Origin of the sequence: Streptomyces sp. NPDC059718, assembly GCF_042733315.1 — a bacterium.
Classification (GTDB): Bacteria; Actinomycetota; Actinomycetes; order Streptomycetales; family Streptomycetaceae; genus Actinacidiphila.
This window is the reverse complement of record NZ_JBHWGA010000025.1, coordinates 118,861-140,444: the sequence shown is the minus strand read 5'-3', so window position 1 is coordinate 140,444 and position 21,584 is coordinate 118,861. Positions and strand designations below refer to the sequence as shown.

The 21,584-nt window shown below is 72.6% G+C and carries 17 protein-coding genes; 9 read left to right on the top strand and 8 right to left on the bottom strand.

What is annotated here, in order from left to right; translation table 11 throughout:
• The first annotated feature begins 39 nt into the window (after positions 1 to 39).
• Complete coding sequence (locus tag ACFV3E_RS26890; RefSeq protein ID WP_500536978.1) at positions 40 to 1,029, top strand: aldo/keto reductase; 990 nt, start codon at positions 40 to 42, stop codon at positions 1,027 to 1,029.
• A gap of 81 nt (positions 1,030 to 1,110) precedes the next feature.
• Here ACFV3E_RS26890 and ACFV3E_RS26885 read toward each other — a convergent pair whose 3' ends face one another.
• Both ACFV3E_RS26885 and ACFV3E_RS26880 read right to left on the bottom strand, forming a co-directional pair.
• Positions 1,111 to 1,569: a universal stress protein gene (locus ACFV3E_RS26885; RefSeq protein ID WP_500536977.1), complete on the bottom strand. Its 459-nt coding sequence runs from the start codon at positions 1,567 to 1,569 to the stop codon at positions 1,111 to 1,113.
• A 188-nt stretch (positions 1,570 to 1,757) separates the two neighbouring features.
• Complete coding sequence (locus ACFV3E_RS26880; protein WP_500536976.1) at positions 1,758 to 2,060, bottom strand: putative quinol monooxygenase; 303 nt, start codon at positions 2,058 to 2,060, stop codon at positions 1,758 to 1,760.
• A gap of 156 nt (positions 2,061 to 2,216) precedes the next feature.
• Here ACFV3E_RS26880 and ACFV3E_RS26875 point away from each other — a divergent pair, with 156 nt between their 5' ends.
• Entirely contained in the window at positions 2,217 to 2,648 is a 432-nt protein-coding gene (locus tag ACFV3E_RS26875) for a hypothetical protein (protein ID WP_500536975.1), read from the top strand.
• 78 nt (positions 2,649 to 2,726) lie between these two features.
• On the top strand, positions 2,727 to 3,578 hold the full coding sequence (locus ACFV3E_RS26870) for a hypothetical protein (protein ID WP_500536974.1): 852 nt from the start codon (positions 2,727 to 2,729) through the stop codon (positions 3,576 to 3,578).
• A 93-nt stretch (positions 3,579 to 3,671) separates the two neighbouring features.
• On the opposite strand, the gene ACFV3E_RS26865 is transcribed toward ACFV3E_RS26870, so the two are convergent.
• Complete coding sequence (locus ACFV3E_RS26865; RefSeq protein WP_500536973.1) at positions 3,672 to 5,330, bottom strand: hypothetical protein; 1,659 nt, start codon at positions 5,328 to 5,330, stop codon at positions 3,672 to 3,674.
• Between the two features lie 300 nt (positions 5,331 to 5,630).
• Between ACFV3E_RS26865 and ACFV3E_RS26860 the strand changes: the two genes are divergently transcribed.
• Positions 5,631 to 7,364 (top strand): MFS transporter, encoded by a 1,734-nt coding sequence (locus tag ACFV3E_RS26860; RefSeq protein WP_500536972.1) that lies wholly within the window; start codon positions 5,631 to 5,633, stop codon positions 7,362 to 7,364.
• A 41-nt stretch (positions 7,365 to 7,405) separates the two neighbouring features.
• Here ACFV3E_RS26860 and ACFV3E_RS26855 read toward each other — a convergent pair whose 3' ends face one another.
• Positions 7,406 to 8,392, bottom strand: a complete 987-nt coding sequence (locus tag ACFV3E_RS26855; RefSeq protein ID WP_500536971.1) for an ArsR/SmtB family transcription factor — start codon at positions 8,390 to 8,392, stop codon at positions 7,406 to 7,408.
• Positions 8,393 to 8,602: 210 nt separating this feature from the next.
• On the opposite strand from ACFV3E_RS26855, the gene ACFV3E_RS26850 reads away from it, so the two are divergent.
• Positions 8,603 to 9,973 carry an alpha/beta fold hydrolase gene (locus ACFV3E_RS26850; protein ID WP_500536970.1) on the top strand — a complete coding sequence of 457 codons (1,371 nt, stop codon included), beginning with the start codon at positions 8,603 to 8,605 and terminating at the stop codon, positions 9,971 to 9,973.
• A 95-nt stretch (positions 9,974 to 10,068) separates the two neighbouring features.
• On the top strand, positions 10,069 to 10,923 hold the full coding sequence (locus tag ACFV3E_RS26845) for a GNAT family N-acetyltransferase (RefSeq protein WP_500536969.1): 855 nt from the start codon (positions 10,069 to 10,071) through the stop codon (positions 10,921 to 10,923).
• 13 nt (positions 10,924 to 10,936) lie between these two features.
• On the opposite strand, the gene ACFV3E_RS26840 is transcribed toward ACFV3E_RS26845, so the two are convergent.
• A complete protein-coding gene (locus ACFV3E_RS26840) occupies positions 10,937 to 11,275 on the bottom strand; it encodes a hypothetical protein (RefSeq protein WP_500536968.1) in 339 nt (112 codons plus the stop codon).
• A 108-nt stretch (positions 11,276 to 11,383) separates the two neighbouring features.
• Between ACFV3E_RS26840 and ACFV3E_RS26835 the strand changes: the two genes are divergently transcribed.
• On the top strand, positions 11,384 to 11,872 hold the full coding sequence (locus ACFV3E_RS26835; RefSeq protein ID WP_500536967.1) for a YcxB family protein: 489 nt from the start codon (positions 11,384 to 11,386) through the stop codon (positions 11,870 to 11,872).
• Positions 11,873 to 11,922: 50 nt separating this feature from the next.
• Here the strand turns inward: ACFV3E_RS26835 and gap are convergent, their stop codons facing one another.
• Both gap and ACFV3E_RS26825 read right to left on the bottom strand, forming a co-directional pair.
• Entirely contained in the window at positions 11,923 to 12,921 is a 999-nt protein-coding gene (gene gap / locus ACFV3E_RS26830; RefSeq protein ID WP_500362722.1) for a type I glyceraldehyde-3-phosphate dehydrogenase, read from the bottom strand.
• Between the two features lie 136 nt (positions 12,922 to 13,057).
• Positions 13,058 to 14,008 (bottom strand): GlxA family transcriptional regulator, encoded by a 951-nt coding sequence (locus ACFV3E_RS26825; RefSeq protein WP_500536966.1) that lies wholly within the window; start codon positions 14,006 to 14,008, stop codon positions 13,058 to 13,060.
• Positions 14,009 to 14,226: 218 nt separating this feature from the next.
• On the opposite strand from ACFV3E_RS26825, the gene ACFV3E_RS26820 reads away from it, so the two are divergent.
• Positions 14,227 to 15,021 carry an SGNH/GDSL hydrolase family protein gene (locus tag ACFV3E_RS26820; protein WP_500536965.1) on the top strand — a complete coding sequence of 265 codons (795 nt, stop codon included), beginning with the start codon at positions 14,227 to 14,229 and terminating at the stop codon, positions 15,019 to 15,021.
• A gap of 331 nt (positions 15,022 to 15,352) precedes the next feature.
• On the top strand, positions 15,353 to 17,548 hold the full coding sequence (locus ACFV3E_RS26815; protein ID WP_500536964.1) for a TIGR03767 family metallophosphoesterase: 2,196 nt from the start codon (positions 15,353 to 15,355) through the stop codon (positions 17,546 to 17,548).
• A 57-nt stretch (positions 17,549 to 17,605) separates the two neighbouring features.
• Here the strand turns inward: ACFV3E_RS26815 and ACFV3E_RS26810 are convergent, their stop codons facing one another.
• Positions 17,606 to 21,412, bottom strand: a complete 3,807-nt coding sequence (locus tag ACFV3E_RS26810) for a GH92 family glycosyl hydrolase (RefSeq protein WP_500536963.1) — start codon at positions 21,410 to 21,412, stop codon at positions 17,606 to 17,608.
• Positions 21,413 to 21,584 lie beyond the last annotated feature (172 nt).

Genomic DNA, 21,584 nt, shown 5'->3' with positions numbered 1-21,584 from the left:
CTGCCGTAGGGACGACACCGTTCGGCAGGAGGGGGCGACATGCGGGCCGGCGATCTCGTGGCGCTCGGACGCACACCGCTGCGGGTCAGCAGGCTCGGGCTGGGCCTCGCCTCGCTCGGCGGACTCTTCTCACCCGTACCGGCCGCGCAGGCCGCGGCCGTCCTGGACCGGGCCTGGGGCCTCGGCATCCGGCTCTACGACACCGCCCCCGTCTACGGCTACGGGCGCTCCGAGACCCGCACCGGCGCTGCGCTCGCGGCCCGGCCGCGCGACGCGTTCGTGCTGTGCACCAAGGTGGGGCGGCTGATCGAACCGGGAGGCCCCGACACCCAGCCGATCTGGGCGGATCCCCCGCCGGGCGTGGGGCCGCGGCTGGACTACTCGTACGCGGGGGTGCTGCGCAGCGTCAAGGAGAGCCTGGCCCGGCTCGGGCTCGACCGCGTCGACGTGCTCCACGTGCATGATCCCGACGAGGACTTCACCGCCGCCGTGGGCGACGCCTACCGCGCGCTGGCCGAACTGCGGGAGGCCGGCGCCGTGCGAGCGGTGTCCATCGGGGTCAACCACGCCCCCGTCGCCGTCGAGTTCCTGCGCCGGGCGGCCGATCCGGGACCGGACTGCGTGCTGCTGGCCGGGCGGTACAACCTCCTCGACCAGTCGGGCCTGGACGAACTGCTGCCGCTGTGCGCCGAGCGCGGCATCGCCGTCATGGCCGCCGGTGTCTACCAGTCGGGGCTGCTCGCGGACCCGCGGCCCGGTGCGCCCCACGGGTACGCCACCGTGCCCGCCGCACTGGCCGGCCGGGTGGCGGCGTGGCGGGAGGTGTGCCGGACCTTCGGCGTGCCGCTGCTCGCGGCGGCCGTGCGCTTCCCGCTGGGGCACCCGGCGGTCGCGAGCGTGGTCGTCGGTGCGCGTTCCGCGGAAGAGGTCGCCCAGAGCGTGGCGTTCTTCGACCACCCGGTGCCGGCGGAGTTCTGGCACGCCGTCAAGCACGCCGGGCTGCTCCCGGAACACGTGCCCACGCCGTGACCGCGGCGCACCGGCGCGGCCCGCCCGGCTCGCCGGAGCCGGACGGGCCGATCCGATCCGATCCGATCCGGCCCGGCCCGGTCAGGCGGCGGAGTCGTCGCCCTCGGCCCGCTCCTCGGGGACGAGCAGCACCGCGATGCGGCTGGTGTGGGCGATGGCGTCGCTGACACGGGGGTTGAAGAAGGCCGCGACCGAGCCGCGGTGGTGGGGGCTGACGACCAGGAGGTCCGCCTTGAACTGCTCCGCGGCCGCGGAGATCGCGCCGGCGACCTCCTGCGTGGTCACGTCGCGGAGGAGCTCACCGTCGGCCTCCGCCACACCCATGTCGTGGAGCGTGGCGACGGCCTCGTCGACGACGGCGCCGGCGTCGGAGTCCTCTTCCAGGGTCACGACGGTGTCGAACGCGACCGTCGAGGCGAGCACGTGCACGACGTGCACCGCGGCGCCGGTCAGCCGGGCCATGTCCCCGGCCGTGCGCAGGGCGGACTGGCGGGAGGGGCTCGAGTCGACGGCAACCATGATGCGCTGGTACATGGACATCTTTTCTCTTCTTCCAGGGCTGAGCAGGGGTTTGCGGACTCAGTAGAGGCCCGCGGTGGTGGAGTTCCCCTGACCAGCGGTGTCGTACGGCGTGAACATTCCGTTCACAGTCTGCGCCGACCGGTAGGGCCGTCCGCGGCGGGGGGTGGTGCCCCTTGAGCCCGATGGCTGCCGTACCCTGCGCCCCGTCAGCCGGGCAGCTTCGCCGCCAGGACGTCGACCGGGGTGATGACGGGCGGTACGGCGAACAGTTCGTCACCGAGCGCCTCGATGCGCCGCCGCACCTTGCCCCGCAGGTGCGTCTCGCGGTCCTCCTCGGTCTCGAAGGCGTCGAAGATGCGGAAGGAGGACGGTCCCGGGCGGAAGGCGAACCACGCCAACGTCCCCGGTTCGGCGTCGACCAGCGCCTTGGCGTCGACGAGGAAGCGGACGACGTCGTCCTCCCGGCCCGGCCGGGCCTCGAACTCCACGAAGAATCCGTACGCGGGCATACCGGTGCTCCAGGTCGCAGGAGGGACGGCCCCTCGGGGCCGCTGGTGACGGCGACGCTACCCGGCCGGCCCGGCGTGTTCCGCGAAGCAGGCACGGCATTTCGCGGCCCGTTCCGTGGGTCCCTGACCGGGCGGGAGCCCGGCTACGCTCCCAGCATGAAGAGCGATCGTCACGACGCTTCCGGTCCCGGCCGGCGCCGGCCCGGTCAGGCCGCCGCGCTCACCGCGTGGCTGGTGGTGATGGCGCTGGTGCCGATGGGCGCCCTCGCCCTGCTGCTCTGGCCGTTCGGCCTGCTGCCCGACGTGAGCCTGCTGTCGGTCGGGACCGCCCTGATCGCTGGCGGCGGTGTCGTGGGCTCCGGCCGCGAGCGTCCTCGCCGCTGGGGGTTGGCCGCCGCGGCCGGCACCTGCGTCCTGGCGGTGACGGGAACGCTCGGCTTCACAGTGGCCCGGCTGCTGGCGCCCTCCGCCACGGACCTCGGTCTGCACGTCGGCATCGTGCTGGGATTCCCGCCCGCCGCGGCGCTGTTCACCTGGGTGGGCAACCGGAGGAACCCGCCCGCGCCGGCCGTCGCGGCCGGCGGGTGACTCGGGGCGGAACCCGCTGCCGGGGCGGTACGTCACATCGGCGGGGTCCGAGGGGGCCCACTGCCTTGGGGAGGCGTCATGAGACCGCTCGTGCTGCTGGGTGCCGTCTGTCTGCTCTTGGGATCCGCCGGATGCGGAGCGCGGACGGTGTCCGCGACGGACGACGACGGTGCGGCGACCTCCCCCATGCGGGTGGTCGCCGAGGCCTGGGAGGGCTCGGGAGCCGTACGATCGTGGCGGGAGGGCTTCTACCCGCTGGAGGACGTGGTCCGGCTCCCGGACAACGCCTTCCGCACGGACGCGGACAAGCAGGCCTATCTGACGCGGAACTTTGAGCACCGTGGGGCGCTGCCCCGCACCGAGCGGGAGGGCCGCATCCGCTGGGCGGACGGGACGTCGACGCCCGTCACGCCGATGTCGGCACGGGAGGCCTACGACGGGCTGGACGAGGGGCCGGAGGGCCGCGCGGACCCGCTGACCGTCACCAAGGCCGCCTTCGGCGAGATGACCCTGCTCACCAGCCGTGGCGAGGCCCGCGTCCCCGCCTGGCACTTCACGCTCGACGGCTACGACACCCCGCTGGTGCGTGCCGCGATCAGCCCCGCGCGGCTGCCGCGCGCGCCGATCGCCGCCCTCTCCCAGGCCACCGATCCCGGGATGCCGTTGGAGGGCCTGCGGAGGGTCGGCGGGGACGGCCGGAGCGTCACCGTCCTGGCGGGGCACGGCGCCTGTGACGACGGTCCGGCCGTGGACGTGCTGGAGACCCGCGACAGCGTGGTGCTCCGCGGCATGGTCCGCGGCGCGGACGACGGCCCGTGCACCGCGCAACTGCTCGTCGATCCGGTGACGGTCCGCCTGGACCGGCCGCTCGGCGGGCGGATCCTGCTGGACGCCTTCACCGGCGGGCCCGTGGCGCTCGGCAGGCGGTAGGCCTCTCGAACCTGGCCCTCCCCGTCACCCCGTACGACGACGGCCGCCGCGCCCCGAGGGGCGTGGCGGCCGTCGCGTGGTGGCGGTGCGGCGTCAGGCGGCGCTCCTGCGCCGTACGACGACGATGATCACGGCGCCCAGCCCGAGGGCCAGGAGCGCGGAGCCGCCGAGGAGCAGCGCGCCGCCGGCGCCGGTGAAGGCGAGGCCGCCGCCGGAGTCACCGCCGGAGGACGAGGAGCCGCCGCTGCCGGACGTGCCGGCGGAGCCCGACGTGTCGTCGCCGGAGGCGGTGGGCTCCGGGGTGGCCGACGGGCCGCCGGCGGAGCCCTGCGAGCCGTCGCCGTCGCCGGTGGCGTTCAGGACGATCCACGCGGTGTTGTTGGAGTGCTCGGGCTCGGCCGGGTCGTTCCACCTGGGCAGGGCGACCTTGCCCTTGGCGTTCTTCACGACCTTGTCGATGCGCAGCTCGAACGGGAAGCTCAGCTTCGCGTCCTCCACCAGCGGGGTGTCGACCCAGCACAGGTAACCCTTGACGCCCTCGTCGATGGTGGTGAAGTTGCAGCCCTTGGGGCTCTTGGTCACCTTCGCGCCCTCGGGCACGGCGACGGAGAAGATGATCGGCTCCCCGCCGCTGCGCAGAGCGCTGATCCAGGCCGGACCGTCGTTGCGGAAGCCGATCTCCGCCTTCACCGTGTCGCCTGCGTCGCCCCGGGCGGAGGCACCGGTCAGGACCAGGTCGTAGGTGTTGCCGCTGGGCAGGTCGAGATCGGCGTAGCGCGTGTAGTCAGCCGCGGGGGCGCCGGGGAGTTCCTCGAGGGTCAGCGGCGCGCCGGTACCGGGCGTGTAGCCGTCGTTCTCCAGCAGCGCCTCGGCCTTCTTCGCGCCGACCGCGGAGAACCCGTAGCTGAAGCCGTCCCTGAGGGCGAACGCGGCCGTCTTGACCTTCAGCGGTTCGGCCAGGGTGTAGGCCGTGCCCGTCTTGTAGGTGCCGGGGAAGGTGCAGATCGCGTCGGTGCCCTGGTAGAGCAGCGAGCCCTCGGTGGTCTGCTTGTAGGCGCAGTTGCCGTAGCTGTCGGGGAAGCTCAGCCCGCGCGAGCCGTGGAAGTGGAGGACGGCGCCGTCGGCCGCCATGCCGCCGACGTTGCGGAACCCGACCGGCGCCCGGTAGGTGTCGCCGGCGGCGAGGCCCTTGGGCTCGGAGAGCTTGCGGCCCAGCAGTTCCGGACCGCCGACCAGCACGTCGATGGTGAGCGGGGCGAACTCGACGCCCTCGCCCTCGCCGGTCACCTTGATGGTGCCGAAGTCCCCGGCCGCGCTGTCGGCGTCGACGTCGAGGCGGATGCCGCCGATGCGGTTGTACGCCTCCCCGGCGTTGATGTCGTCGCGCTCGCAGACGGCGGTAAGGCCGGTCGCGTCGCAGGGCAGCTTCACGGCGGCGACGCCCTCGAGGCCGCTGGCGTCGATCTTGATCGTGTACGGGCCCTGGTGGATGACGGGGACCACCCCGTCGTCGTCCGGCTCGTCGCTGCCGGGCGCGGCGAGCCGCAGCGTGACCTGGGGCTGGCTCGGGTCGTCGTCGTCGTCGCCCTGGAGCGACAGATCCACGTGGCTCGCGCCGGTGATCGCGACCGGCAGCGGGGCGCCGTCGTCGGCGAGGGCGGGTGCGGCGGAGCCGAACCCGGCGGCCAGAGCGGCGGCCGCCACGAGACCGATCGCTGCCCGGGACACGGATCTGCGGACGGGACGTCTCATCAACGTTTCCTTGTCGGATGTCGGAGTCTGAAGGGGGTGCGCCGCTCCGGGCGCACGCCCTTCAGACCTCCCGGGCACCCGCACCGTTGCGCACAGGAAGATCACAGAGAGATCACAGATCGGGCCGCTCGCCCCCCGGGATCCACGTACGTCGAGACCAAAGCCAAATAAGCCGGACACATGCATGTTTTACGGCATCAGGGTGCCGGAATAGTTGCCTCGGCATACGGGGTTGCATCCCTCGTACGCGACCCGCACGACCACCACCACGGTCCTACCTCTGCCCGGAGGCCTCACCCCATGACGCTCACGACGACCGACCTGCCCGCCCGGAGAACCAGCGGAGCGGTCGTCCCGGTACTCGCCTTCGCGGGCATCGTTGTCGCGGTCATGCAGACCCTGCTCGTGCCGGTCATCAAGGACCTGCCGCAGCTGCTGCACACGGCGCCGAGCAACGCGACCTGGGTGCTGACCTCCACCCTGCTCTCCGGCGCGGTGGCCACCCCGATCATGGGCCGCCTCGGCGACCTCTACGGCAAGCGCCGCATGCTGATCACCAGCCTCGCAGTCATGGTGGTCGGCGCCGTGATCAGCGCCGTCACCAGCCAGCTGCTCACCATGATCGTGGGCCGTACGCTCCAGGGCTTCGCCATGGGCGCCATCCCGCTCGGCATCGGGCTGATGCGCGACATGCTGCCGCGGGAGCGGCTCGGCTCGGCGATGGCCCTCATGAGCTCCTCCATCGGCGTCGGCGGTGGCCTCGCGCTGCCCGGCGCCGCCCTGATCGCCCAGCACACGAACTGGCACGCGCTCTTCTACGCCGCGGCCGGTCTCGGCGTCCTCGCCATCGTCCTCGCGCTGGCCGTCGTGCCGGAGTCCCCGACGCGCGCGAAGGGCACCTTCGACCTGCCCGGCGCGCTCGGCCTGTCCACCGGCCTGGTCCTGTTCCTGCTGCCGATCACCAAGGGCAGCGACTGGGGCTGGTCGTCCGGCACCACCCTCGGGCTGTTCGCCGCCGCAGCCGTCGTCCTGCTGCTGTGGGGCGTGATGGAACTGCGGGTGAAGGCCCCGCTGGTCGACCTGCGCACCACCGCCCGCCGCGAGGTGCTGCTCACCAACCTCGCCTCGATCATGGTCGGGGTCAGCTTCTACGTCGTCTCGCTCGTCCTGCCCCAGCTCCTCCAGCTCCCCGCCGCCACCGGTTACGGCCTGGGCCAGTCCATGGTCGTCGCGGGTCTGGCCGTGGCCCCGCTCGGCCTGACGATGATGTTCACCGCCCCCGTCTACGCCCGCCTGTCCGCCCGCTTCGGCCCGAAGACCACGCTGATCATGGGCCTGATGGTGATCGGCGCCGGCTACGGCGGCGGCCTCGGCCTGATGGACGCCGTCTGGCAGACCGTCCTCACCTCGGTGATCCTGGGCGCGGGCATCGGCCTGGCCTACTCCTCGCTGCCCGCGCTCATCGTCGGCGCGGTGCCGGCCTCCGAGACCGGCGCGGCCAACGGCCTGAACACCCTGATGCGGTCCGTCGGCACCTCGGTGTCCAGCGCCGTGATCGGCATGGTGCTGGCCAACACCGCCCAGCACGTCAACGGGGTCGCCATCCCGACCATGCACGGCTTCCGCGTCTCGTTCCTCATCGCCACGGGCGCCGTCCTCCTCGGCCTGCTGCTCGCCCTCGGACTGCCCGGACGGCGGACCGGCCTGCAGTTGCGCGCCAGCAGCGAGGAGGAGGCCGGCCTGGCGCGTGCGGAGGAGGTCCTGCGCGGTTTCCGGGGCCGGGTCGTGGGCGCCGGGGGCGCTCCGGTCGCCCGTGCCAAGGTCACCCTGATCGACCGCCGCGGCCGGCAGGCGGGCGCGACGCTCTCCGCGGAGGACGGCAGCTACGCGCTCGCGGTCCCGGCAGGGGGCCCGTACGTGCTCGCCGCGCGCGCGGCGGGGCACGGCCCCCTCGCCTCGGCGGCCACGCACGCGGGCGACGAGCGCCTGGTCGACCTCGACCTGGCGCTGCCCGGCGAGACCGTCACGGCCTGACCGGTGGGCCCGGTGGCCCCGGTGGGCCGGGCCACCGGGGGTCAGCCCCGCCCCGTCAGCCGCGACCCGGCGGGCGTGCGCCGGTACAGCACCGTCCGCCCCGACCGGGAACGGGTCACGAGACCGGCCTGGTGCAGCACCCCCAGGTGGTACGAGACCGTGGCGGCGCTCAGGAAGTGACGCGCCGCGAGCTGCGTGGTGGACGCCGGCCGCGCCAGCGCCCCGAGCAGCCCCGCCCGGGTGGGGCCGAGCAGCCTGGCCAGTTCGGCGGACGGGGGCGCCGGCGCGGCGGGCCGGTCCCGCACGGGAAAGGCCACCATCGGCGGCCGCCGCCCGCCGCGCACCGGATCCACGACCACCCCCGGCGCCCCCGACACCAGCGACGGCACCACGATCACCAGGGGAACGGCGAGGCCCACCGAGAAGCGGCTCTCGACGCGCAGCGTGCCGCCGTCCCACCGGATCCCGGGGTGCAGCGAGTTGAACAGCCCCGCGGCGCCCTGCCGGGCCAGTACGCCCGCGCACCGGTCGACCTCCGCGTCGAGCGCGGCCCTCGCGTCGGGCCAGTGCGGGGCGAAGGCGAGCTCCCAGTAGCGCCGCAGTTCCTCCGCGACCTGCCGGGCGACGTGCCCGCCGCCCCGCGCCATCGCGCGCCGCACCCCGGGCGGCAGCTCCGCTCCGGCCAGCCCGTTGCAGGGGCGGCCTTCGCGCAACGCCTCCAGTTCGCCGAGGACGCGGTCGGGCGGCGTGGCCCGCACCCGTTCCAGCTCCTCCTCGACGGTGGGCGAGGGACCGGACGGATGCGGGCTGAGGAAGTCCGGTACGTAGCCGCCCCCGTCGAGCGCCAGCTCCGACAGCAACGGCAGCCGCGCACGGCGCAGCACACGACGGGCGCGGCTCACCCACGGATCGGCTTCCGGTCCGGGGCGCAGGCCCCACGGCAGCAGCGTCGCCGAGACCTCGTGCAGCGGCGAGACCGCGAAGTGGGACCGGGCCAACCCGGCGGCGTCCACGGTGAGTTCGATCATCGCTGCCTCTGCCGCCCCTCACCCTGGTTCCTTCGAACGTGCTCGAATCGTGGCACGGAACCTCGCCGTGGCGAGCCCCCTTGGCGCAGTCTGATGGCCGACGGACGGCAGGGGCACGGAGGACACCGGAAAGCGGGGGTGTGCGTGATGCGGGCGATGCGCGGGGCCGGAAAGGCACGGGGGACGCGGAGGTCCGGAGCACGGGCGGCGGTGGCGCTGGCCGCCGCCGGCCTGCTGATGGTGGCGGGCACCTGCACGTCGTCGGCCCAGGACCGGGGCACCGCGGGGCCGGCCGGGGGGAGCGGGGGGCTCTCCGGCACCGCGGCCTGCCCCGGCCTGGAGGGCTTCAGCTGCGCCACGCTGACGGTTCCGCTCGACCACAGCGGCGCGGTGCGGGGCCGGCTGGGCCTGAAGGTCGCCATGGGGGACAACGCGGATGCCCCCAAGGGCGTCCTGCTGTTCCTCACGGGCGGCCCCGGGCAGCCGGGCGTCCCCTTCGTGGAACGGATCGCCAAGGCCATGGAGCCGGTGCTCAAGGACTACCGCCTCGTCATGATCGACCAGCGCGGCACCGGCGGCAACGCCCTGCAGTGCCCCGAACTGCAGGCGCAGATGGGGTCGTCGGACCTCACACCGCCCACCGCGGGCGCGGTGCGGGACTGCGCCGCGGCCATCGGTCGCGACCGCCGCTTCTACGCCACCGGCGACACGGTCGCCGACCTCGAACTGCTCCGCCGCGCGCTGGGCGTACCGAAGATGACCCTCGACGGTGTCTCCTACGGCACGTACACCGCCGAGCGGTACGCCCTCGCCCACCCCGGGCGTGTGGCCCGGATGGTGCTGGACTCCGTGGTGCCCCAGACGGGTTACGACCCGATGGACCTGGCCGCCATGCGGGCCGCACCGCGCGTGCTGACGGCGGCATGCGAGAGCATCGGCTGCGCCACGGACCCGGCGGCGGACCTGGCCGAGGTCGTGGACACCTACGGCAACGGCGTCGACGTGCTGGACGCGCTCACCACCTGGGAGTTCGTCGACCCGGACTACGCGGATATGATCGACGCCCTCCACCAGGCCGCCGAGGGCGACCCGGGACTGCTGAACGGCCTGATCCAGGGCGTACGGCAGGGCAGCGCGGCGACGGCGGAGGAACTCAGCCAGGGGCTCCACGCCTCGACGCTGTGCCTCGACGGACGCTACCCCTGGGGCAGGTCGGACTCCCCGGTCGCCGGCCGCCGGGACGCGCTGGAGAAGGCGGGTGCCGAACTGACCCCGGCCGACCACGGTCCCTTCGACGCCGTCACGGCGACGGGCCTCGGCTCCATGCTCAGCTGCCTCGACTGGCCCCGCACCCCGGCCCCGCCGCTGCCCGCCGCCCACCGCCGCCTCCCCGGCGTCCCGGTGCTCCTCCTCGGCGGCGACCGGGACCTGTCGACGCCCCTGGAATGGCTGTACGACCAGAAGAAGCTGACCCCGCGGGCCCAGGTCGTGGTGGTCCACGGCGCCGCCCACTCCGTGCAGAGCCGGGCCGCGAGCGACGAGGGCCGCCAGGCGGTCCACGCCTTCCTGCTCGGGCGCTGACGGCCGCGCGGGCCGCGAGGGCGCCGGGCCGCCGCGAGCGTCGCATCCGTCAATCCGGATGCGGCGCCCGGGCGGCCTGTGATCCCCTGCACCCCATGACCGAGCCGTCCCCGCGTGACCGCATCGAGCGCTACTACGCCACGGTGCCGCTGCTGTTCGCCGAAGCCGAGAGCTTCGGCTCCCTGTGCCTGTTCGTCCGCAAGGAGCCCGGCACCCCTTACTACGGCGGCCCCAACCACGCCCGCCCCGACGCGGTGGGCGGCCGCGGGGCGCCCTCCGCGGACGACATCGCCCGGGTCCGTGCCCGGCAGCGTGAACTCGACGTGCCGCAGGCCTTCGAATGGCTCGCGGAGGTCACGCCGTCACTGCGCGGGCGCATCGAGGCAGCCGGTCTCCCGGTGGCGGAACGCCCCTTGATGGTCCTCGACCCCCGCCGTCCGCTGCCGCGGCAGCCCCTTCCCGACGAGGTCACGATCCGGGAGGTGCACGCCGACGATCCCGCCCTCCCCGCCGTACTCGCCCTCCCCGGGTTGGCGTTCGCCGACGAGGGCACCGCGACCGGACGGGCGGGCCGCGTCGAACTGGCGGCGGCCGCAGAGGCACTGCGGGCGGACGCCACGGTCGCGACGACCGCACCCTCGCTCCGCGCCGGCCACAAGACGCTCATCGCCGCCTTCGCCCCCGACGGCACCCCGCTCGCCGCAGGCCACCACCATCCTGCCGACGGCACCACGGAGATCGGCGGCGTCGGTACCCTCCCCACCGCCCGCCGCCGAGGCCTCGGCGCCGCCGTGACGGCCGCCCTCGCCGCCCACGCCCGCGACCACGGCGTGCGCACCGTCTTCCTGGCCTACGCGCACCAGGCCGTCGCCCGCATCTACGCCCGCCTGGGCTTCCGTCCGGCCGGCACCACGCTGCTCATCTCCGGTCAGCCGGCCCGCGGGCAGTAGCCGGGGAGGCCGGTCAGCCGTGCGGGTGGTCCGGCGCGCCGTCGACCCGGCGGGAGCCGCGGGCGTCGTCCATCCAGCCCGGGCGCGTCCGGAGGAAGGAGAGGTCCTCGGCGGACGGGTCGGCCGCGTCGCGAAGACGTCCGCCCTCCGCGGGGGTGAGGCGGGTGTACCAGGTCGTCAGGTCGTCGCCGCCGCCGGACCAGTCGGGGTACTCGTGGAAGCGGTGGAACCAGAAGGTCCGGCAGACCGTGCAGCACAGCAGGGACTCCTGGTCGTGGTGGGACTCGTACAGCGTCCGCACCCAGGCGAGTTCGGGCCCGGCGCAGCAGTCGATGAAGCTCGGGGTCGCCACGGCGCGCGATCCTATCCCCCCAGGGACGGGCGCGTTCGGGGCGCCCGGTACCCTCTCGGCGTTCGGGCCCGTGGAGCCCGTCATCCTCGACGAAGGCGGTACCCGGCCGTGGACCTGACAGCGACGTTCCAGATGACGGGACGGGAGTACCGCAGAGCGATCCGCAGTTCGCCCGCCATCCGTGGGGTCACCGTCCTCGGCCTTCTCCTGGCCCTGCTGGGTGCGCTGTCCCTGTTCTCGGACGAGCCGAAGAAGTGGCTCCTCTTCTACGGGATCGGCATGCCGTTCTTCCTCGAGGTCGTCGCCGTCCGTCTCGCCGTCCGCAGGATCGCGCGCCAGTTCACCGAGCCGTGGACCGTCCGGCTGACGGAGCAGACCTACACGCTGCGCACGACCGTCTCGCAGGCGGAGGTCGGCTGGGACGCCTACCGCGACGCCCGGGAGCGTGCGGGGTTCTGGTACCTGCGCCAGGTGAGCGGGGCCTACGGGTTCTTCCCCAAGCGGGCCTTCGACGAGACCCAGCAGGCCGTCGTCGCCGCCTTCTTCGCCCGGCGGCTGCCGCCGGTGAAGCGGCCCTGGTACCGGCCGTTCTCCTGACGGGGCGCGGTCGGGGGGGCCGGCGTGTGCTGCCGGCCCCCGGCCGACGGTCAGGCGCGGGCGAGGAGTTCTAGGGTGTCGACGACCCGGTTGGAGAAGCCCCACTCGTTGTCGTACCAGGCCACCACCTTGACGTGGCGGCCGTCGACACGGGTGAGGGCGGCGTCGAAGATGGACGAGGCCGGGTGGCCGGTGATGTCGCTGGAGACCAGCGGCTCGGTGGCGTAGTCGAGGATGCCCTTCAGCTTGCCGTCGGCGGCGGCGCGGTAGGCGTCCAGCACCTGCTCGCGGGTGACCTCGCGGGAGACCGTGGTGTTGAGCTCCACGATCGAGCCCACCGGCACGGGCACGCGGATGGAGTCGCCCGAGAGCTTGCCGTCGAGCTTCGGCAGCACCTTGCCGATGGCCTTGGCGGCCCCGGTGGTGGTGGGCACGATGTTCACACCGGCGGCGCGGGCGCGGCGCATGTCGCGGTGCGGGCCGTCCTGGAGGTTCTGCTCCTGGGTGTAGGCGTGCACCGTGGTCATGAAGCCGTGCTCGATGCCGGCCAGGTCGTCCAGCACGGATGCGAGCGGGGCCAGGGCGTTCGTGGTGCACGAGGCGTTCGACACGATGACGTGCCGGGCAGGGTCGTACTCCTCGGTGTTGACGCCGTACGCGAGGGTGACGTCGGCGCCGTCGGAGGGGGCGCTGACCAGGACCCGCTTGGCGCCGGCGTCCAGGTGCCCGCGGGCGGCCTCCGCCGAGGTGAAGCGGCCGGTGGACTCCAGCACGACGTCGACGCCCAGCTCGGCCCACGGCAGCTTGGCCGGCTCGCGCTCGGCGAGCACCTTGATCCGGCGGCCGTCGACCACCAGCTCCGAGCCGTCCACCTCGACGGTGCGGCCGAGCCGGCCGAGCGCGCTGTCGAACTTGAGCAGGTGCGCGAGGGACTCGGGTGCCGTGAGGTCGTTCACGGCGACCACCTCGAGGTCGCTGCCGCGTTCGACGAGGGCGCGGAGGGTGTTGCGTCCGATGCGGCCGAATCCGTTGACGGCGATGCGGGTCATGGCGGGTTCCTTTCGTTGCCGCCTCCATGTTCGGCATGCCGGGGCTCCCGCGGCAGTGGCCTGAACGACAGCATGCGCAAGTATCCCGCCATACCTTTCGCCAACGATCGCAAGGATCCCGCCACCGCCCCGCCGCTCAGGCCGAGAAGGTGTTCCGGTACTCCGTGGGGGAGGTCCCGAGGATGCGGTGGAAGTGCAGCCGCAGGTTCGCGCCGGTGCCGAGGCCGACGCGGTCGGCGATCTGCTCCACGCCCAGGTCGGTACGTTCCAGCAGTTCGCGCGCCAGGTCGACCCGGGCGCGCAGCACCCATTGCATCGGCGTGTAGCCGGTGTCCTCCACGAACCGCCGTGAGAAGGTGCGCGCCGAGACCCGCGCGTTGCGGGCGAGCGCCTCCAGCGTCAGCGGTTCGGCCAGGTGCGCCAGGGCCCACTCGCGGGTGCCCGCGAAGAGGTCGCCGAGCGGCTCGGGCACGCTCCGGGGGACGTACTGGGCCTGGCCCCCGCTGCGGTACGGCGCCGCCACCAGCCGCCGCGCCACGTGGTTGGAGAGCGCGACGCCGTGGTCCCGCCGCACCAGGTGCAGGCACAGGTCGATGCCGGACGCCGCTCCGGCCGAGGTGAGCACGTCGCCCTCGTCCACGAACAGCACGTTCTCGTCCACCTTCACCAGGGGGTGCCGCTCGGCGAGGGCCTTGGTGTAGTGCCAGTGGGTCGTGGCCCGCTTGCCGTTGAGCAGGCCCGTCGCGGCCAGGGCGAACGCGCCGGTCGAGATGGCCGCGAGCCGGGTCCCGCGCTCGTGGGCCGCCATCAGCGCGCCGACGACCGCCGCGGGCGGCTCGGCGCCGGCCGGCTCCCGGTAACCGGGGATGAAGACGGTGTCGGCGTCCTCGAAGGCCTCCAGACCCTCCGCCACGTGGTACGACAGCCCGTCGCCGCCGGTCACCAGCCCGGGCGCGGCGCCGCACACCCGCACGTCGTAGGGCATGCTCGGCCGGTTCGAGAACACCTGTGCCGGGATCCCGACGTCCAGCGGCTTGGCACCCTCCAGCACGAGCACGACGACGTGATGGTTCTTCCTGCGGCTCAACGGGCCTCCTCCGGCTCTCCGCCCGGTGGCGTGGCCGACCACCACCGCAAGCATCCTGCCACCGGCCGCCCGGCGCCTCCCCGGCCCGGAGGCGGCGGTGAGCCGAACACGGGATCTACGCGCGAAGAAATTTTAACATTTCGTTGTCATGGACACTTCCCAACGGCCCGGGTCCGGGGTTACCAAGTGGTAGTCAACTCTCCGCCCAGGGAGGTTCCGTGAGACGCACCACGTCGTTGTCGGCCCTGACCACCCTGATCGTCACCCTGGCCTTCGGCCTGCTGTGGTCCACCCCGGCACACGCCGCCGGGCCCGCCTACGTCGCGCTGGGGGACTCGTACTCCGCCGGCAACGGAGCGGGCAACTACGACAGTGCCAGCGGCAGTTGCCACCGGAGTTTCAGCGCGTACCCGTACCTCTGGAAGAACGCCCACGCCCCCTCCTCCTTCGCCGACACCTCCTGCTCGGGTGCGGTGACCACGGACGTGACCAACAACCAGCTCGGCCCGCTGAACGCCTCCACCGGTCTGGTCTCCCTCACCATCGGGGGCAACGACGCGGGCTTCTCGGACGTCATGACGACCTGTGTGATCGGCTCCGACACCGACTGCGTCAACCGGGTCACCCAGGCGGAGAACTACGCCCGCAACACCCTGCCCGCCCGCCTCGACGCCACCTACAACGCGATCCGCGCCAAGGCCCCCAACGCCAAGGTCGTCGTCCTCGGCTATCCCCGCGTGTACACCCTGAACGTGCTGTGCGTCGGCCTGTCCGACACCAAGCACCGCAAGATCGACGAGGCCGCTGACGTCCTCGACGGCGTCATCGCCGCCCGGGCCGCCGCCCACGGCTTCGTCTTCGGCGACGTGCGGGGGACCTTCAACGGCCATGAACTGTGCTCCGGCGACGACTGGTTGCACTCCCTGGTGGTCTCGCCGAGCTGGGAGTCCTACCACCCCACCGCCAAGGGCCACACGAGCGGCTACTACCCCGTGCTGAACGCCAACAGCTGACCACCCACCTCCCCGCACCCGGGGGCCGGCCCGGTCCGGTCCGGCCCCTTCCGCCTCCCCGGCGACCCCGTACGGCCGTGCCCGAAGGTCCGTGCGGGGTCGCGTCATGCGGTCACCGAGAAGTGAGTCGGTCACAAAGTGGATGAGTGGCTGTACCACTCCTTGCGGTCGGGCCCTCCCTTTGCCACTCTTGGCGGGCCCGGTCCTCCGCTCCACGACCGGGTGGTTCGCGCGCCTCCCTCGTCCCCCCATCGCCATGCCGTGCTGCCCGCGTACGGCGGCTGACGACCGAACAGGATGCGGAATGTCTCTGACGCGCCGAAGAATGCTGATGGCGACCGCCGTGAGCGTGGTGACCTCCACCGTCGCCCAAGGCGGCCTCGCCGGCCTCGCGGCCGCCGCCCCCCGGACCACCGCCGACGACGGTTCCGTACCGGGCCTGTCGACCCTGGACCGTACGCTCCTGCGCGGCCCGGACCTCGGGTCCGGCTATCGCGGGATCGTCGCCGGGCCCGGCGAACCCCACCTCGTCCGCAAGGACCTGGCCAACGTCACCGCACCCACGGTGACCCGGTCGCTGATCGCCTTCGCCCAGATGTCCGACCTGCACATCGTCGACGACCAGTCACCGCTGCGCGTCGAGTGCCTGGACCGGCTCGCCGACTACGGCCCGCCGCACTACAACTCGTATCCCACCGAGTCCGCGTACCGGGCGCACGAGTTCCTGTCGACCCAGACGACCGACGCGATGTGCCGCGCCGTCCGGCAGGTCGGACGCGGGCCGCGGACCGGCGCACCGCTGGCCTTCACCGTCGTCACCGGCGACGCGGTCGACAACTGCCAGTACAACGAGACCCGTTGGTACATCGACTTGCTGGACGGCAACACCGTCACCCCCGACTCCGGCAACCTCGCCCTCGACGAGAGCGTGAGCAGCGGGCGGTTCGGCGCCGACGTCCACTACTGGCACCCGCAGGCCCGGCAGAGCCCCGCCGACAACAACGAGGTGGCCGGCTTCCCCCTGGTGACCGGTCTGCTCGCCGCCGCCCGCAGGCCCTTCACCGCGGGCGGCCTGCGCATGCCCTGGTACGCCGCCTACGGCAACCACGACGGCCTCGTGCAGGGCAACGTGGCCCCGGACGTCCTGCCGTTCGACCCGCTCAAGAGCATCGCCACCGGCTCGACGAAGATCACCCAGATCGAGGGCGTCCCCGACGTCTTCGACAACGGGCCCGCCTATTACCTCGAGCTGCTGACGGACATCATCACCGGCGACTTCACCCTCGACACCGAGAAGGTCACCGCCGACCCGGCACGACGCCTGCTGGAGCGGCGCGAGTTCGTCGCCGAGCACTTCCGCACCACCGGCACCCCCGCCGGACACGGCTTCACCTCCGGCAGCGACCGGGCGTACTACGCCATACCCTCCGGCCCCTCCGACCTCGTCCAGGTCCTCGTGCTGGACACCACCAACCCGGGCGGCGGCGCGGACGGCGCCCTCGACCAGGCGCAGTGGGAGTGGCTGGACGCGCAGCTGAGGGCGAACAGCTCCCGCTACGAGACGGACCGCGCCAACGGCACGGGTCCCGGCACCGTCGTCACCCAGCCCGGGGTCAAGGACAAGCTGATCGTCGTCTGCTGCCACCACACGCTCGACTCGATGGACAACACGGACGACGACGCGCCCTACAGCGGCGCCGACCTGCGGGACAAGCTGCTGCGCTTCCCGAACGTCGTCCTGATGGTGGACGGCCACACGCACACCAACAACATCACCGCGCACAAGCCCGCCTGGACCTCCGCGCTCAGCGCCGGATTCTGGGAGGTGAACACCGCCTCGCACATCGACTGGCCCGTGCAGTCCCGGATCGTCGAGATCGCCGAGGGCGGCGGCCACCTGTCGATCTTCACCACCATGGTCGACGCGGACGCCCCGCTGTCGTACGGCGGGGACACCGGCACCCCCGCCGCGCTCGCCTCACTGGCGCGCGAACTGGCCGCCAACGACATCCAGTCCGTCGGCCGCGGCATCGACCTGCGGCGCGGCGCGCCCACCGCCCGCAACACCCAGCTGCTGCTCCCGCTGCCCTTCGCGCTGCCCACCGGCGCCGGCACGCCCGCGCCCGACTGGCCCCTGCTGCAGCAGGGCCAGAGCGGCACCCGGGTCAGGGCCCTGCAGTACCTGCTGAACGCCCGCGGGGTGGGACTCGCCGTGGACGGCGTCTTCGGCATCACGACCGCCGCCGGTGTCCGTTCCTTCCAGACCTCGCGCGGTCTGCCCTCGAACGGCGTCGTCGGCCCCGCGACCTGGCAGCCTCTCGTCGTCGCGACGCTCAAGCAGGGCGACACCGGACCCGCGGTCTCCGCCGTGCAGTACCTGCTGAACACCCGCGGGGCGGGACTGACCGTCGACGGCGCCTTCGGCCCGGCGACGGACACCGCGGTGCGCTCCTTCCAGTCCTCCCGCGGCCTGCCCGCGGACGGCACCGTCCGGACCGGGACCTGGCTGAACCTGCTGGCCCCCTGACACGACGAGGGCGGGCGCGGAGTCCACTCCGCGCCCGCCCCTGTCGCCGTGAGCGGATCAGGCGAGCAGTTCCACCTCCGCCAGGGTCGACTCGGTGTCCAGGACCAGGCGGTACTGGGTGTAACCGCCCGGAGAGGCGACCGAGAAGGCCCGGGTCTGGCGGTCCCAGGTGAAGGACTCACCGGAGCGCTTGTCGAGGGTCTTCCAGTGCGTGCCGTCCGAGGAGCCCTGGAGGGTCCAGCCGGTGGGGGCCTTGGTACGGTCCGACGACGAGGTCAGCGTGTACTGGACGGCCTTGGTGCGTCCGTCCACCGGAAGGTCGACGGTGGTGACCGCCGCGTCGGTCGCCGAGGTGTTGTCGAACAGGGCGCCGTCGCCCTTGAGGGCGTCCGCGCGGGGCGCGGGCACCTCGTCGTCCTGGGTGATCGACACCGGCGCGGCGTTCTTTCCGGTGCCCCACGACGAGGGCTTCGGGCCCATGGCGAACTCCAGCACACCGCCCTTGGCGAGGAGCGAGTGCGGCAGCGAGGTCGACGTCCAGGAGCGGCCGTTGACCTTGAGGCCCTGCACGTACACGTTGCGCGTGCTGTTCTTGGGCGCCTTGACGACCAGGTCCTTGCCGTTCTCCAGGTGGACGGTCGCCTTGGTGAACAGCGGGGAGCCGACGGCGTACTCGCCGCTGCCCATCACCAGGGGGTAGAAGCCGAGCGCGGAGAAGAGGAACCAGGCCGACTGCTCGCCGTTGTCCTCGTCGCCGTGGTAGCCCTGCCCGATGGCGCTGCCCGTGTAGAGGCGGGAGAGCACCTCGCGGACGTTCTTCTGCGTCTCCCAGGGGCGGCCGGCCGCGTCGTACATGTACGTGACGTGGTGGGCCACCTGGTTGGAGTGCCCGTACATGCCCATCCGCACGTCCCGGGCCTCCGTCATCTCGTGGATGACGCCGCCGTAGGAGCCGACGAACTCGGGCGAGGCGGTCTCCGGGGTGGCGAAGTACTCGTCGAGCTTCTCCGCGAGACCGTCGCGGCCGCCGTACAGGTTGGCCAGGCCCCGGCTGTCCTGCGGGGCGGTGAAGGCGTAGCCCCAGCCGTTCGTCTCGGTGTAGTCGTAACCCCACACCCGCGGGTCGTACTTCGCGGAGTCCACCCGCCAGTCGCCCTTGGCGTCACGCCCCTGGAAGAAGCCCGCCTGCGGGTCGAAGAGGTTGACGTAGTCCTGGGCGCGGTTGAGGAAGTACGCGGACTCCTCCTTGTAGCGCTGCTTGCCGGTCTTCTCGTAGAGGGCCTTGCCCATCTCGGCGATGCCGTAGTCGTTGAGGTAGCCCTCCAGCGCCCACGACAGGCCCTCGTGGGTGTCGGTGCTCGTGTAGCCGAGGAAGGGGGAGGTCGCCATCCCCTTGCGGCCCACGCCCGACTGCGGCGGGACGACCGTCGCGTTCTTCACGGCCGCGTCGTACGCCGCCTCGGCGTCGAAGTTCACGCCCTTGACGTAGGCGTCGGCGAAGGCCACGTCCGAGGACGTGCCCGTCATCAGGTCCGCGTAGCCGGGGGACGACCAGCGCGAGGTCCAGCCGCCGTCCTTGTACTGCTGCACGAACCCGTCCACCATCTCACCGGCCTGACTGGGCGTCAGGAAGGAGTACGCCGGCCACGTCGTCCGGTAGGTGTCCCAGAAGCCGTTGTTGACGTAGACCTTGCCGTCCACGATCTTCGCGCCGGTGTGGGTCGGGGTGTCGGGACCGGGCATCGCGGAGAACGGGGACGCGTACTGGTACTTCGACCCCACCTTCTCGAAGCCGGAGTTGGGGTACAGGTACAGCCGGTACAGGCTGGAGTAGAGGGTCGTCAGCTGGTCCGTGGTGGCACCCTCGACCTCGACGCGGCCCAGCAGATTGTCCCACTGCTTCTGCGCCCGCTTCTTCACCGTCTCGAAGGAGGTGCCGCCCGGGATCTCCTGGCGCAGGTTGTCCTTCGCCTGGTCGATGCTGATCAGGGAGGTGGCCAGCCGCAGCGACACGGTGCGGTCCTCGCCGGCGTCGAAGCGCAGGTAGCCCTTGACGCCGCTCGACGTGCCCTCCGTGACGGGCGCGTCGAACTCGCCGTACAGGAACAGCCGGGTGGCGCCGGTGGACAGCCCGGACTTCACGTCGGAGTAGCCGGTGAAGGTGCCGGTCTCCTTGTCGAGCGTCAGGCCCGCCTGCTCGGTGACGTTGTCGAAGAGCACGCTCGCGTCGTCACCGGGGTAGGTGAACCGGAGCACGGCCGCGTGGTCGGTCGGGGCCATCTCCGTCTTCAGGCCGTTCTCGAACGTCACGCCGTAGTAGTAGGGGCGCGCCGTCTCGTTCTCGTGCCGGAAGGCCAGGGCCCGTGCGCCGCGCGCCGTGTCCGGGGTGCCGGAGGCGGCCGACGGCATCACCTGGAAGGTCTGCCGGTCGCCCATCCAGGGGCTGGGCTCGTGGCTGGCGCTGAACGCCTGGATCGTGGGCAGGTTGTCGGAGTTGTTCGCCTTGGCGTAGTCGTACAGCCAGTTGAGGGTGCCCGCGTTGGTCACCGGCGTCCAGAAGTTGAAGCCGTGCGGCACGGCCGTCGCCGGGAAGTTGTTGCCGCGCGAGAAGCTGCCGCTGGAGTTGGTCCCGCGGGTCGTCAGCGCGTAGTCCGACAGGTGCGCCTTCCGCTTCTCCTGCGCGAGCGGCTTCAGCGTCACGTCGTCCAGCCAGCCGCGGAACTTCGCCGGGCCCTTGGGGGAGTCGTACGCCACCAGGATGCGGTCGACGGTCTTGCCCGCGGCGACCGACCCGATCCGCGAGACGACGTCGTTCCACTGGTTGACGTAGAGCACCTTGGCCGCGCCCTGCCCCTGCGGGGTGAGCGCGAAGCCGTGCTCGTCGGTGGCGCCCAGACGGCTGAGGTGGGTGCCGTCGGTGAAGACCAGGTCCACCGAGACGTTGGTGGCGTCGTAGTCGCGGTCGCCGTCCGCCATCGACGGGTAGATCCGGTACGACAGCGCGGTGTCCCGGCGGACGGGGACGTCGACGTCGAAGACCTTGTTGTACGAGTACGCCCTGCCGTCGCCGGTGTGCCGGCCCGCGTAGCGCAGCGCCCGCGTACCGGTGAAGCCGGCGCCCGACTTCGCCGTCGGCGAGCCGCTCGGGCCGCGGTCGACGAGCGAGAGCATGTCCTGCGGCACCGGGTCACCGGTGAAGCCCGTGGACAGCTGCAGGTCGGCGAGCTGCGTGATGCCCGACGCGCCGTTGTTCCGGGATATGTCGATCCGGAAGTGCTGGTACTCGGCGGGCTCCGCGAGGTCGTACGACTTCGTCTGGAACCGCTCGGGGAAGGACTCGCCGGAGCGGGTGTCCAGGGTCTTCCAGTCCTTGCCGTCGGTGGAGCCCTGCAGGGTCCAGTCGCGCGGGTCGCGTTCCGCGGCGTCGTTGGCGGAGGTCAGGGCGTAGGTCACGACCTTCGCGGGGCCGTCGAGGTCGAACTCCACCCAGCCGGTGGGCTGGAAGACCAGCCACTTGGTCCCCGGCTCGGCGTCGACGAGGTTCTCCTTCACCTCGCCCGAGTCCGTGTACTCGCCGTTGGCGCGGATGTCGGTGACGTGGTCGTTGAGGTTGCCGGGGATGCCGGTGCTGTATCCACCGTCCACACCCGAGGCCCGCTTGGACCCGTCCGCCGCGGTGTCCACCGTGTTGCGCCAGTCGGGCGCCGGATCGCCCGACTCGAACGACGACGCGAAGGTGTCGACGTGCGGCCCCGGTTCGGGCACGGCGACCGCCGCCTGCTGCGTGGCCCCGGCCAGGGCGAGGGCGGTCACCAACACGACCGCCGAGGAACTCCACCTGTGCCGGGCAGCTCTCTGCTGCATATGCGCGAGCACCCTTTCTGCGCCTAGACAACGTTGTCAAGTTCGCTGTGCAAGGGCTAGTAGGGGGTCAAGGCACCGGTGGTGTCAAGGGTGTTGGTGTGACTTTCGGACCGGCGAGGGTCGCGGACACCCGCCGCGGCCCGGCGCGGCGGGTTTGATGGGGGGTAAACCG